At 73.9% G+C, this 13,092-nt stretch carries 12 protein-coding genes; 9 read left to right on the top strand and 3 right to left on the bottom strand.

Annotation, left to right across the window (positions count from 1 at the left end; all coding sequences use genetic code 11):
* Positions 1–20 precede the first annotated feature (20 nt).
* The 7 genes from cobN (at position 21) to BUE30_RS08620 (ending at position 7,550) form a co-directional block, all read left to right on the top strand.
* Positions 21–3,806, top strand: coding sequence for a cobaltochelatase subunit CobN (gene cobN, locus BUE30_RS08650; protein ID WP_073328639.1), 3,786 nt, complete (start codon positions 21–23; stop codon positions 3,804–3,806).
* Positions 3,803–4,417 (top strand): nucleotidyltransferase family protein, encoded by a 615-nt coding sequence (locus tag BUE30_RS08645; RefSeq protein ID WP_073328634.1) that lies wholly within the window; start codon positions 3,803–3,805, stop codon positions 4,415–4,417. The genes cobN and BUE30_RS08645 overlap by 4 nt, the downstream gene beginning before the upstream one ends.
* A gap of 364 nt (positions 4,418–4,781) precedes the next feature.
* Positions 4,782–5,249: a GNAT family N-acetyltransferase gene (locus tag BUE30_RS08640; protein WP_073328630.1), complete on the top strand. Its 468-nt coding sequence runs from the start codon at positions 4,782–4,784 to the stop codon at positions 5,247–5,249.
* Positions 5,246–5,656, top strand: coding sequence for a GFA family protein (locus tag BUE30_RS08635; RefSeq protein WP_073328625.1), 411 nt, complete (start codon positions 5,246–5,248; stop codon positions 5,654–5,656). Before BUE30_RS08640 ends, BUE30_RS08635 begins: the two co-directional genes overlap by 4 nt.
* The gene (gene cobO / locus BUE30_RS08630) at positions 5,653–6,306 is read left to right on the top strand and encodes a cob(I)yrinic acid a,c-diamide adenosyltransferase (protein ID WP_073328620.1); all 654 of its coding nucleotides are present in this window, start codon (positions 5,653–5,655) and stop codon (positions 6,304–6,306) included. The genes BUE30_RS08635 and cobO overlap by 4 nt, the downstream gene beginning before the upstream one ends.
* Positions 6,307–6,612: 306 nt before the next feature.
* The gene (locus BUE30_RS08625; RefSeq protein WP_073328615.1) at positions 6,613–6,981 is read left to right on the top strand and encodes a DUF2237 family protein; all 369 of its coding nucleotides are present in this window, start codon (positions 6,613–6,615) and stop codon (positions 6,979–6,981) included.
* Positions 6,978–7,550 (top strand): DUF4893 domain-containing protein, encoded by a 573-nt coding sequence (locus BUE30_RS08620; RefSeq protein ID WP_073328610.1) that lies wholly within the window; start codon positions 6,978–6,980, stop codon positions 7,548–7,550. Before BUE30_RS08625 ends, BUE30_RS08620 begins: the two co-directional genes overlap by 4 nt.
* 501 nt (positions 7,551–8,051) lie before the next feature.
* Here BUE30_RS08620 and BUE30_RS08615 read toward each other — a convergent pair.
* Positions 8,052–9,242 (bottom strand): BaiN/RdsA family NAD(P)/FAD-dependent oxidoreductase, encoded by a 1,191-nt coding sequence (locus tag BUE30_RS08615; RefSeq protein WP_073328606.1) that lies wholly within the window; start codon positions 9,240–9,242, stop codon positions 8,052–8,054.
* Between BUE30_RS08615 and BUE30_RS08610 the strand changes: the two genes are divergently transcribed.
* Positions 9,241–9,549, top strand: coding sequence for an HNH endonuclease family protein (locus BUE30_RS08610; RefSeq protein WP_073328602.1), 309 nt, complete (start codon positions 9,241–9,243; stop codon positions 9,547–9,549). The two genes, BUE30_RS08615 and BUE30_RS08610, sit on opposite strands and share 2 nt — an antisense overlap.
* 474 nt (positions 9,550–10,023) lie before the next feature.
* Here BUE30_RS08610 and BUE30_RS08605 read toward each other — a convergent pair whose 3' ends face one another.
* Both BUE30_RS08605 and BUE30_RS08600 read right to left on the bottom strand, forming a co-directional pair.
* Positions 10,024–10,638, bottom strand: a complete 615-nt coding sequence (locus tag BUE30_RS08605; protein WP_073328599.1) for an enoyl-CoA hydratase/isomerase family protein — start codon at positions 10,636–10,638, stop codon at positions 10,024–10,026.
* Positions 10,635–11,384 (bottom strand): SDR family oxidoreductase, encoded by a 750-nt coding sequence (locus tag BUE30_RS08600; RefSeq protein WP_073328594.1) that lies wholly within the window; start codon positions 11,382–11,384, stop codon positions 10,635–10,637. Before BUE30_RS08600 ends, BUE30_RS08605 begins: the two co-directional genes overlap by 4 nt.
* Before the next feature lie 176 nt (positions 11,385–11,560).
* Between BUE30_RS08600 and BUE30_RS08595 the strand changes: the two genes are divergently transcribed.
* Complete coding sequence (locus BUE30_RS08595) at positions 11,561–13,087, top strand: DUF2125 domain-containing protein (protein WP_073328591.1); 1,527 nt, start codon at positions 11,561–11,563, stop codon at positions 13,085–13,087.
* The last annotated feature ends 5 nt before the right edge of the window (positions 13,088–13,092 follow it).

Genomic DNA, 13,092 nt, shown 5'->3' with positions numbered 1-13,092 from the left:
CCTGACCGAAGGCCGACCCGATGCATCTTCTCGCCGCCCAGCCCGGCGCCATCGACGACGGGACCGAGCCGGTCGACCTCGCGCAGGATCCGGCCGACCTCGTCGTCATCACGGCCGCCGACACCGAGATCGCGCTGCTTGCCCGGGCCCGCGCGGAGATGGACGCGCCGCCGAGCCTGCGCCTCGCCAGCCTCGCCCATCTGGCCCACCCGATGTCGGTGGACCTGCATCTCGACAGCTGCGCCACGAAGAGCCGCCTCGTCGTGATCCGCCTGCTCGGGGGCCTGGGCTACTGGCGCTACGGGGCCGAGCAATACGCCGCCCGCCTGCGCGAGGCGGGCGTGCCGCTCGCCCTGCTGCCGGGCGACGACCGGCCCGATCCCGAGCTGCGCGCCCTCTCGACGATCGCGGATGCCGATTACGACGCGCTCTGGTCCTGCCTCGTCGAGGGCGGCGCGCAGAACGCCGCCGCCTTCCTCGCCCATGCGCGGCACATGCTGGACGGGACCGGGGCGCCGCCCGCCGCCCGGCCGCTGCCGCGGGCCGGCCTCTACTGGCCGGGCGAGACCGCGCCCGGCCTCGACACGCTGCGCGCCCACTGGGCGCCGGGCGCGCCGCTCCTGCCGATCGTCTTCTACCGCGCGCTCGTCCAGGGCGCCGGCCTCGCCCCGATCGACGCCGCGATCCGCGGCGCCCTGTCGGCCGGGCTCGCCCCCCTCCCCGTCTTCGTCGCCTCGCTGAAGGACCCGGTCAGCCAGGGCGTGCTGGAGGGGCTTTTCGCGCAGGCCCCGCCCGAGGTGATCCTGAACTGCACCGCCTTCGCCACCGGCACCCCGCACGAGGGGGCGGACCCCTCCGCCAACCCTCTCGCGGGTCCGGCGGCGAACGCGGCGCCGGTGCTGCAGGTCGTGCTGTCGGGCGGAACCGAGGCGGCCTGGGCGGATGGACAGGCCGGCCTCTCCGCCCGCGACATCGCGATGAACGTGGCCCTGCCGGAGGTGGACGGCCGGATCCTGACCCGGGCCGCCAGCTTCAAGGCCGAGGCCTTCTTCGATACGGCCACGCAATGCCCCGTCGCCGCCTGGCGCCCGGTCCCGGACCGGATCGACTGGACGATCCGTCTCGCCGCTCGGTGCGCCCGGCTGCGCCGGACGCCCCCGGCCGCGCGCAAGGTGGCCCTCGTCCTCGCCAACTATCCCAACCGCGACGGGCGGCTCGCCAACGGCGTCGGCCTCGACACGCCCGCCGCCACCGCCCATGTCCTGCGCCTGCTGCGCGAGGCCGGCTACGACACCGGCGGCGCGCCCGAGGACGGCGCTGCCCTGATGGAGCGCCTTCTGGCCGGCCCGACCAACTGGCTGACCGACCGGGTGGAGCGGCAGGGCGGCGAGGCGCTGCCGCTCTCCGTCTACGAGGCCTGGCACCGGACCCTTCCCGACCCCGTGGCCCGGCGCCTCGCGGATCGCTGGGGCGCCCCGGCGGACGATCCCTTCTTCGCAGGGGTCCCGAATACCTCGGCACCCGCCCCCCGCCCGGACGACGCCGCAGAAGAGGGTGCAGAAGAGGGCGCCTTCCGCCTCTCCCTCCACCGCTTCGGAAACGTGACGATCGGCCTGCAGCCCGCGCGGGGCTACAATGTCGACCCGGCCGAGACCTACCACGCCCCCGATCTCGTCCCGCCGCACGGCTATCTCGCCTTCTACCGCTGGATCACCGATCACTGGGGGGCGGACGCGGTCGTCCACATGGGCAAGCACGGCAACCTCGAATGGCTGCCGGGCAAGGCGGTGGCGCTGTCGGGGGAATGCTGGCCCGAGATCGCGCTGGGGCCGGTGCCGCATCTCTATCCGTTCATCGTCAACGATCCCGGCGAGGGCACGCAGGCCAAGCGGCGCGCGGCGGCGGTGATCCTCGACCACCTCACACCGCCGCTGACCCGGGCCGAGAGCTACGGGCCGCTGCGCGATCTCGAGGCGCTGGTCGACGAATACTACGAGGCGGCCGGCGTCGATCCGCGCCGGACCGAGCGTCTGCGCCGCGAGATCCTGTCCCTGACCGCCGCGACCGGGATCGACCGCGATGCGGGCTTCACCGGGGTGGAGGGAGAGGATCTCGGCCGGCTCGACGCCTGGCTCTGCGAACTGAAGGAGGCGCAGATCCGCGACGGGCTCCACGTCTTCGGCCAGAGCCCCGAGGGGCGGCTCGCCCGCGACACGCTGATCGCGCTGGCCCGGGTGCCGCGCGGCGACGGAACCGGGGGCGGCGCCTCGCTGCTGCGGGCGATGGCGGCGGATCTGGGGCTCGGCTTCGATCCGCTCGATTGCGACATGGCCGCCCCGGCGGAGGCGCGGCCGGACGCGCTGGCGGACCTGTCGGGCGATGCCTGGCGCAGCCAGGGCGACAGCGTCGAGCGGCTGGAACTGCTGGCGCAGCACCTGGTGGAGGGCGCCCTGCGGGAGGGCGGGTGGGGCGATGGCGACAGCCGAGCGTCACCCGGCCCCGCCACCAACGCCGTGCTCGACTGGATCGCGGGGCGGATGGCCCCGACCCTCGCCGTCTGCGGCCCGGCCGAGGGGGCGGCGCTGCTGCGCGGGCTGGAGGGGCGCGCGATCCCTCCCGGCCCGTCGGGCGCGCCGACGCGGGGCCGGCCCGACGTGCTGCCGACGGGGCGCAACTTCTACTCGGTCGACAGCCGCGCCGTGCCCACCCCCACCGCCTGGGCGCTGGGATGGAAATCGGCGAACCTGCTGATCGAGACCCATCTGCAGCGCGAGGGCGACTGGCCCCGCAGCCTGCTGGTCACCGCCTGGGGCACGGCCAACATGCGCACGGGCGGCGACGACATCGCTCAGGCCCTGGCCCTGATGGGGGTCAAGCCGCGCTGGGATTCCGCGAACCGCCGGGTGACGGGGTTCGAGGTGCTGCCGCTCTCCGTCCTCGGACGGCCCCGGGTCGATGTCACGCTGCGGATCTCGGGTTTCTTCCGCGACGCCTTTCCCCAGCTCGTCGCCCTCGTCGACAGCGCCGCCCGCGCCGTGCAGGCGCTGGACGAGCCGGCGCAGGACAATCCCGCCGCCGCCCGGGCCCGCGCGGGCGAGGGCGCCGCGCGTGTCTACGGCAGCAAGCCCGGCGCGTACGGGGCGGGCCTGCAGGCGCTGATCGACGAGCGGCTCTGGTCCGAGAGCGCCGATCTCGGCCGTGCCTATCTCGAATGGGGCGGCTACGCCTACGGCGCCGCGCAGGAGGGGGTGCCGGACCGGGCGGGCCTGGAGGAGCGGCTGGGCCAGACCGAGGCCATCGTCCAGAACCAGGACAACCGCGAGCACGACCTGCTCGACAGCGACGACTACTACCAGTTCGAGGGCGGCGCGGCCGCGGCGGTGGAGCATCTGCAGGGCCGGCGCCGGCCCGTCTACCACAACGACCATTCGCGCCCCGAGCGCCCGGTGATCCGCAGCCTCGAGGACGAGCTGGCCCGCGTCGTCCGGTCGCGCGTCGTCAACCCCAAATGGATCGAGGGGGTGAAGCGGCACGGCTACAAGGGCGCGTTCGAGATCGCGGCGACGGTCGACTACCTCTTCGCCTATGCCGCGACGACGGGGGCGGTCGCGAACCACCATTTCGACCTGGTGGAGGAGGCGTTCCTCGCCAACGACGCCACCCGCGACTTCATCGCGAAGGCGAACGCCCCCGCTCTGGCCGAGATCGCGGACCGCCTGCAGGAGGCGATCGACCGAGGGCTCTGGCGGCCGCGCTCCAATTCCGCGCGCGGCCGGATCGAGGCACTGCGCGGCGCCCGGCGATGAGCCACCTTCGCCATTCCGGCACCGGCGGGGCCGCCCAGCGCGCCGCGCTGGAGGGGATCGTGCGGGCCAGCCCGGTGCTGATGCGGGTTCTCTCGGCGATCCGCGAGACCGGACTGCCGGACGGCTGGCTTGTCTCGGGCGCGGTCTACCAGCAGGTCTGGAACCACCTGGCCGGCCGGCCCGATCTGCACGGCGTGCGCGACATCGACGTGTTCTGCTTCGATCCCGATACCTCGTGGGATGCCGAGGATGCCCGGCAGCGCGCCCTCGCCGCGCGCCTTCCGCCCGACCCGCCGGTCGAGCTGCGCAACCAGGCGCGGGTCCACCTGTGGTACGAGGCGAGGTTCGGCGCGCCCTACCCGCCTCTCGGCTCGGCCCGGGAGGGCATCGACAATTTCGCGCTCCGCACCCATGCGGTCGGGATCCGGCTAGCGGCGTCGGGGCTGGAGATCCACGCCCCCTACGGGCTCGAGCCGATCTTCGCCTTCCGGCTGGTGCCGAACCCGCTGCGCGCGAGCCGCGCCACCCACGAGGAGAAGGCGCGGCGGCAGAAAGCGATCTGGCCCGAGCTCACCGTCGAGCCGTGGCCGCAGGACGCGCCGGAGGCGTGAGCGACTGTCGGCCGTATGGAAACGGGGGCGGCGGGAACGGCGGGGTGGAAACAGCCCGGTGGGAAACAGCCCTGGCGGAAACGGGCGGGGGCGCTCAGCCGACGGCGAAGGCCGCCATGCCGAGATAGACGAAGAGCAGGGCGAGGGAGAAGTATTTCATGGTGGCAGACCGGATTCGGGGCGGCGGGCGGCGCCGCGTTCGGGGTGACAAGGCCGTGAACCGCGAAAAGGTTTCCAGTCGATTGCGAAAGCCGCGCGACGAAGCCCGGGCGCTGTGGCCGGGCCGCCTCAGCGGCGCCGCGCGCGGGCCCCGCCCCCTCCCTCCGGCCGCCTTCCGGGCAAGGCCCAGCGGCGGCGATCCGACGTGACCGCGCCCCGCCGCCTCGCCCCCGGCGACCCGGCGCTGGCGCAGGTGCTGGGGCTGCTGCACCGGGCCTTCGCCTACATGGAGGGGCGGATCGACCCGCCGTCCTCCCTCCTCCGGCTCGACGCCGCCGCGATGGACGTTCCGGCCCGGGCGGGCGAGGTCTGGGCGCTCGGCGATCCGGTCAGGGCCACGGTGACGCTGACCCCGCAGGAGGGCGCGCTCTACCTCGGCAAGCTGGCGGTGGACGAGGCGGCGCGGGGCCGCGGCCTCGCCCGCGGGCTGGTCGATCTCGCCGGGGCGCGCGCCCGGGCCCTCGGCCTGCCGCGCCTGCGCCTGCAGGTCCGGGTGGAGCTGACCGGCAACCAGCGCGCCTTCTCGGCGATGGGATTCGTCGAGGTGGCGAGGCATGCCCATCCGGGTTACGCTTCCCCCACATCGATCACCTTCGAGAAGGACCTGCCGTGACCGGACCCGCCCTGACCGGACATTGCCTCTGCGGCGCGGTGACCTTCCGCGCCGAGGGACCGCCGCTCTGGTGCGGGCATTGCCATTGCGAGAGCTGCCGCCGCCATACCGGGGCCGCGATGGCGACCTTCGTCCGGGTCCGCAGGGCGGGGCTGGAGATCGACGGGCCGGTCGCGTCCTACGCCTCCTCCCCCGGGCGGACGCGCAGCCATTGCGGCACCTGCGGCTCGCCGCTCGCCTTCCTTTGGGACGAGCGTCCGGACTCGGTCGACCTGATGGCCGCGCTGCTGGACGATGCCGGATCGGTGACGCCGACCTCGCACGACTTCGTCGAGGAGCGGATCGCCTGGATGCACCCCCTTCCCGAGGTGGCCACGCCGCCTACCCGAAAAGAGGAGACGCCATGACCGACGAGACGACGAACGACACGGGTCCAGCGGCGCCCGGCGGCGTGCCCGATGCCGACCGCCACGCCGCCAAGATGGCCAAGAAGAAGGCCGCCCGCGACAAGATCATGGCGACCAAGACCGGCGAGAAGGGTCTCGTCATCGTCCATACCGGAAAGGGCAAGGGCAAGTCCTCGGCCGCGTTCGGAATGATCTTCCGCATGATCGCGCACGGCATGCCCTGCGCGGTGGTGCAGTTCATCAAGGGCGGGATGGAGACCGGGGAGCGCACGCTCATCACCGAGCGCTTCGGCGATCTGTGCCAGTTTCACACGATGGGCGAGGGCTTCACCTGGGAGACGCAGGACAAGGCGCGCGACATCGAGATGGCGCAGGCCGCCTGGACGAAGGCCAAGGAGCTGATCCGGGACGAGAACATCCGGATGGTGCTGCTCGACGAGATCAACATCGCGATCCGCTACGATTACATCGATGCCGGGGAGGTGGTCGCCTTCCTGACCACGCAGCGGCCCGAGATGACCCATGTCGTCCTGACCGGGCGCAACGCCCATTCCGACCTGATCGAGATCGCGGACCTCGTCACCGAGATGGAGCTGGTGAAGCACCCGTTCCGGTCGGGCGTGAAGGCGCAGAAGGGCGTGGAATTCTGACCCCTGCCGGGGGCCCGCGCGCCGAGCCCACCGGATCGGGGGCGGGCCGGTCGAGCGGCAGGTCGCCCGCCGTCCGCTGCGGCCGCGGGCCGGGCCGCACCAGCCCCGCGACGCCCGTCCGGACTACGGGAGAAGGCGGGCCGGGAAGGGTCGGCAGCGCCGCCCTCGCCCCCCCCTCCCCGCGCCGTTGGACGGCACGTCTGCGGGACGGTGCGCGCGGCGCCGCGTGACGCGGACCCGGCGCGCCCTTGATCGCGGGTCGGTGCGGGACACCTTCTGCGGCGGGGATTCGGAAGGAGGTGACAGATGGAGCCGGACCTCTCCGTCAACGTATTGGGACAGAAGCTGCGGCCCTGCGGAACCGACCCGATGACCGGCTATTTCCGCAACGGGTCCTGCGACACCTGCGCGGCGGATGCCGGCAGCCACACGGTCTGCGCCGTGATGACCGCCGAGTTCCTGGCCTTCTCGGCCTATGTCGGGAACGACCTGTCCACGCCGCGCCCCGAATTCGGGTTTCCGGGGCTGAAACCGGGGGATCGCTGGTGCCTCTGCGCCGCGCGGTTCCTGCAGGCGCACGAGGAGGGCTGCGCGCCCCGGATCGACCTCTCCGCGACCCATGCCCGCGCGCTCGACATCGTGGAGATCGACATCCTCAAGGCGCATGCGATATGAGGGGCGCGCTCGTCGCCCTCGCGCTGGTCGCCGCCCCGGTGGCCGCGCAGGAGCTGCGGCCCGCCGATGCGGGGCGGCTGGCGGGTTGGGAGACATCGCTTGGCGCCGCGCTGCACGGCGCGCTCGCCGCCGGGGCGCCCGCCGACGTGGAGCTGCTGGTCGAGTCGCTGTCCGGCGTGCCGGGCGAAATCGCGCCCGAGGGCGACTGGTCCTGCCGCACGATCAAGATGGGCGAGCTTTCGGACCTCGTCGTCTACGCGCCCTTCGCCTGCCGGATCACCGCCGGCGAAGGGGGCTGGCGGCTGGAGAAGCTGACCGGCTCGCAGCGGATGGGGGGCACCATCCATGCCGGCGAGGTCCCCGCGCTCTATACCGGGACGGCCTGGGTCGATGGCGGCCCCGCGACGGATTATGCGGGCCTGCCCCCCGAGGACCAGACCCCGGTGGAGCCGGGGCAGACCGTCGCGCAGGTCGGCTGGTTCGAGCAGGCCGGGCCCGGGCAGGCGCGGCTGCTGCTGCCCGACCCGATCCTGGAGAGCCGGTTCGACATCCTCTGGCTGACGCGTTGAGGGCGGGTCCGCCGGGGGGTCGGCCCTGACATCAGCCGCTGGCGCCGAGGGCGAACCGCACGGCGAAGGGGGCTGCGCCGCGCCGGCGCGCTCGTTCCCCCGCCTCGCCGGTTCCGGCACGGGGGAAGCGGGCCGATCTTCGCTCCGGGGCGGATGGCGTGGGCCTAGCGGCCCGGTCTGCCTAGGAGGACCGGCGCCGGGAGCGGCGCTACGGGGCACGGGCGCCGGGGGCGGCGCGGATCCCCCTCGCCCGATCCCCTCTCTCGATCCGGCTTCGCCGTGTGCCGACGGGGTCCGCCCCTCCCGGCCTGACGCCGCGCCTCCAGGGGAAGGACCGGCAGGAAGGTGGCGCGGGCCGGTCGTCCGGCGCTCCGCACGGCCTTCGACGCCCCCGGTTTTCCCCCTCGCCTCCCGGAAGGGATCGCCGTACCCGACGCGAGGGCGACTGGCCGGCCCGATCGTCCGGCGTTCCGCGGCGCGGGCGAAGGCTCCGGGCGGGTCCTATCCCCGCCCCCCGTCCGACAGCCAGTCGGCGGCCTGCCGTCCCGCCGCGCGGCCGGTGGCGAGGGAGGCGGTGATGAGCCATCCGCCGGTCGGCGCCTCCCAGTCCAGCATCTCTCCGGCGGCGAAGGTGCCCGGGCGGCCGCGCAGCATGAGCCCGTCCAGCCCGGAGAGGCGCAGCCCGCCGGCGGTCGAGATCGCCTCGTCCAGCGGGCGGGGGCCGGAATGGCGGACCGGCAGCGCCTTGATGAGCGGGGCCAGATCGTCGGGAAAGGGGCGGCCGAACTCGTTCAGCAGAGCGGCCGATACGGGAGGCAGGCGCAGCCCCTTGCGCAAACGGTTGGCGAGGCTGGCCTTGCCCTGCAGCGCCGCGCGGATGCGGGCCGGCGACCAGTCCGGCTTGAGGTCCAGCAGCAGCGGCGCCCCGTCCCGCACCGCCCGGCTGACGGCGTAGATCCCGCCGCCCTCGATCCCCCGGGCCGAGAGGACGAATTCCCCGCGCGAGGTCAGCCCCCCGGCCGAGAGGGCCACGCCCTTGACCGGCTGGCCGAGCAGGGGCGCCATGTGGTCCGACCAGGCGACGTCGAAGCCGCAATTCGCCGGGCGGAACGGGGCCACGGGGCCCAGCCTCTCCGCCCATTGCCCGTCGGAGCCGAGCCGCGCCCAGCTCGCCCCGCCGAGGGCGAGCACGGTCACGTCCGGGTGCAGCACGCGCGGCCCCTCCGGGGTGGCGAAGGCGGCCCCCGCCCCGTCCCACCCGGTCCAGTGCCAGCGGGTCAGCAGCCGCGCCCCCTGCCCGGCCAGCCGCGCCAGCCAGGCCCGCAGCAGGGGCGAGGCCTTCATCGCGGTGGGAAAGACCCGCCCGGTGGAGCCGGTGAAGACCGGCTGTCCCAGCCCCTCGGCCCAGGCGATCACCTCGGCCGGGCCGAAGGCGCGGACGGCCCGGGCCACGGGATCCGGCAGGCCCGGGCCGAACCCGTCGAGAAACGCGTCGATCCCGCGATCCATCGTCAGGTTGAGCCCCGACTTGCCGGCCATCAGGAACTTGCGCGCGGGCGAGGGCATGCGCTCGGCGATGGTGACGGCGAGGCCGGCGCGGGCCATCTCCTCGGCCGCCATGAGGCCGGCGGGACCGGCGCCGATCACCAGCGCCTTGCCGCGCGCGGCCGGCGCCTCATCCTCGCTGGTCATGGATGCCGACACGCCCGACCCGATCTGCCCGCTCTGCCTGCGCCCGATCCCGCCGGGCGTGCCGCAGAGCCTCCACCACCTGATCCCGAGGCTCAAGGGCGGCAAGGGCGGCCCCACGGTTCTGATGCATCACATCTGCCACCGCGAGATCCACGCGGCGCTCGGCGAGGCCGAGCTCGCGCGGGAGTGGAACACGCCCGAGGCCCTGCGCGCCCATCCCCGGCTGGCAAGGTTCGCCGCCTGGGTGGCGAAGCGGCCGCCCGATTTCACGTCGAAGGTGCCGGGCAGGCGGAGATCCCGGCGCTAGCGGGCGGCCAAGGCGCGGGACAGCCGGCGGCGGGGCAGGAGACCCGTTCGGGGAAATCTCGGCGGAGGGGCCCGGGCGCCCGGCGGCGGCGCAGGATTGCGGGCGCGGCCGGTATTTGCGGACCCTGCGAAGGGGGAGGCGGGGTGCCGTGTCCCGGCGGGGACGCGGGCGGCGGGGCCGGACACCCGTCCCGGGCAAATGTCGGCGCAGGGCCCCGGGCGCCCGGCGAAGCGCGGGACGGTGGGTGCGGACGGTATTTGCGGACCCTGCGAAGGGGGAGGCGGGCGCCGTGTCCCGGCGGGGACGCGGGCGGCGGGGCGCCGCGTCCCGGCGGGGCGCGGGCGGCGGGGCGCATCGCGGCCTTCGGGCGGATCGTTTTCGTCGAACGGGCCGCAGGCAGGGGGGGCATCGCGGATGCGCGGCGGGTCGCGGGCATCGGCCGGATCGCTTGATGCGGGGCGACCCCGCCCGGCCTCAGGGGATCAGCGCCGCGATGCGCGCCGTCAGCCCCTCCGGCGCGGCGAGGGCGGGGGCGGCCCATGCGCGGGCCGCCGCGAGCGGATCCGCGGCCATGGCCTGGGCGAGGCCCCAGGATTCCAGCGCCGCGCCCTCGACCCGGTGCCCGGCGAGGAGGATCGCCCTGGCGCGGGCGGGCCCGACCAGCGCCGCGAGCCGGGCGGGATCGGAGGGCGGGGGCGTCAGGCCCATCCGCATGACCGGGTAGAAGAGCGCGGCCGTCGGGGCGGCGACGCGCAGGTCGCAGGCCAGCGCCATCCCGCAGGCCCCGCCCGCGACCGGCCCGTTCAGCGCGGCGATCGACAGGCCGGGGAAGGCGGCGACGGCGCCCGACAGCCTCTCCCAGAGCGGGGAGGCGCCGAGGCCCTGCCGCACGGCGCAGAGGTCCGCCCCGGCCGAGAAGACACGGCCCCGCCCGCTCAGGATCAGCGCCCGGCCCCGGTAGTCCCCGATCGCGGCGCAGAGCGCCTCGAGCATGTCCCCGGTCAGCGCGTTGGCCTTGTCCGGCCGGTCCAGCACGACGAGGCGGAGCGCGCCGCCCGCCTCGTCCGTGACGGCGACATGGCCGCTCACCCCAGGCCGATCCGGGACCGGATGCCCTCGTCCCGCAGGCTCACCTCGCGGCCCAGCAGGTCGTCCGCCTCGGCCCCGCACATCCAGACCAGCGCCCGGGCCGGCCAGTCGGGCGGGATGTGGGCGGACCAGTCGAGCTGGCTGACGGGGTTGATGCCGCTCTCCTTGATCTCGCGCTGCATCTGCGTCGCCACGGTCCCGGGCGAGAGGCTGAGCGCGCGGATGCCGCGCCCGCGATATTCGAGGTCGAGGCATTCGGTCAGCATCGCCGCGCCGGCCTTGGACGCGCAGTAATGCGACCAGGCCTCGACCGGGTTGTGGGCGGCGCCGGAGGAGACGGTGATGATCGTGCCGCCGCCCGCCTCCACCATGCCGGGCAGCGCGGCGCGCATCCCGTGGAACACGCCCTTGAGGTTCACGTCGATGACCCGGCCCCATTCGTCGGGGTCGACGCGGCCGAGATGGGCGATCGGCTCGATCGCGCCGGCATTGCCGATCAGCACGTCGAGCGCGCCGAACGCGTCCTCGGTCGCGGCGATCGCGGCCTCCATCTCCCAGTAGCGGGCGACGTCGCAGGGGATGGCGATGGCGCCCTCGCCGATCTCGGCCGCGATGCGCCCGATCTCCTCGGCCGAGCGGGCGGTGAGGGCGACCCTCGCCCCGGCGGCGGCGAAGGCGCGGGCCGCCGCCTCGCCGATGCCCCGGCTCGCCCCCGTCACGAGGACCGTCTTTCCTTCCATGGACATCGCATCTCTCCCCTTGTCGCGACATGCCGCCGGCACGGATCCGGCCGCCCGGCCGGGCCCCGGTCACCTTAGCCGGCGATCCCCGCCGGTCCAGCCGGAGCACACGGTTTCGCGCCTTGACCCCGCGCGGCCGAACGGAGGATCATCCGCGCAGATTTCGACAGGGGAGTTCCTTCATGCAGATCCGTCCGCGCAATTACGCGTCCGCCGCCACCGTGTCCGCCCTCGCGCTCGTCCTCGCCGGGCCGGCCGCCGCCGACGTCACCGCCGAGGACGTCTGGGCGATGCTGGAGGGCAGCTTCGAGGTCTACGGCGACGGGCTGACCTACGACGCGCCCACGATGGACGGCGACACGCTGACGATCGCCAACATCCGCGTCGACGCGGTCACCGACGGCATGAGCTTCGCGTCGGACATGGGCTCGCTCACCTTCACCGAGAACGGCGACGGCACCGTCACCGTCGGGATGGCGGACGAGATCACCCTGATCCTCGGCCCGGAGGAGGGCGCGAACGACGGCGAGCGGATGGAGATCCTGCTGCGCCAGCCGGACCAGCAGATCGTAGCCAGCGGCACCCCCGAGGAGATGCTGTTCGACGTGACCGCCCCCACGGTCGAGCTGTCGCTGGTCGAGTTCGTCGACGGGGGCAACCCGGTCCCGGCCGAGGCGAGCCTGACCCTCAACGACATCTCGGGCAGCTACACGATGCGCGAGGGCGACCTGCGCGAGATCGACTACGACATGGCGATCGGCGGCATGAACGTGCTGATCGACGTGAGCGAGGGCGACGAGGTGGTCTTCTTCCTGTCCGGCCAGGCGGCGGATCTGGGGATGGAGATGTTCCTCGCCACCCCGCCCGGCATGGACATGATGGCGGATCCCGAGGAGATGGCCGACATCTTCGCGCAGGGCTTCGCGATGGACCTGGCCTACTCGATCGGCCAGTCGGCCTACATGTTCGAGTTCAACGACGGCCCCGACAGCGGGTCCGGCACCGTCTCGGCCGCGACGAGCGCGCTCGACATGTCCTTCGACTACGACGCGGTGAGCTATGACGCGGCGATCACGGGGCTCGACCTCAGCATCCTGACGCCCGACCTGCCCTTCCCGATCGAGGCGAGCCTGTCGGAATACGGGATCGGCCTGTCGATGCCGCTCTCGGCGACCGAGGAACCGGCGGAATGGTCGGTCTCGGCCGATCTCGTCGACCTGGTGATCAGCGACATGATCTGGTCGATGCTCGACCCCTCGGGCCAGTTCGCCCGCGCCCCGGCGACGCTGCGGCTCGCGATGTCGGGCACGGCCACGCTGTTCTACGACCTGCTCGACCCCGCCCAGCAGGAGGAGCTGGCGATGGCCGAGATGCCGGGCGAGCTGAACTCGGCCAGCCTCGACCAGCTGCAGCTCTCGGTCGAGGGGGCGGAGCTGACCGGCGAGGGCGCCTTCACCTTCGACAACACGGACACGACGACCTTCCCGGGCTATCCGCGTCCGACCGGTGACCTGGCGCTGCGCGTCTCGGGCGCCTTCGCGCTGATGGAGTCGCTCGTCGGGATGGGCCTGCTGCCCCCCGACGCGGTGAACCAGGCGCGGATGATGTCGGGCATGTTCGCCCGCTCGACCGGCGAGGACCAGTTCGAGACAACGGTAGAGGTCAACGAGCAGGGTCACCTGATCGTCAACGGCCAGCGCCTGCAGTAACGGCC

The organism is Wenxinia saemankumensis (assembly GCF_900141735.1).
GTDB classification, from domain to species: domain Bacteria; phylum Pseudomonadota; class Alphaproteobacteria; order Rhodobacterales; family Rhodobacteraceae; genus Wenxinia; species Wenxinia saemankumensis.
This window is presented reverse-complemented; position numbering and strand designations above follow the sequence as displayed.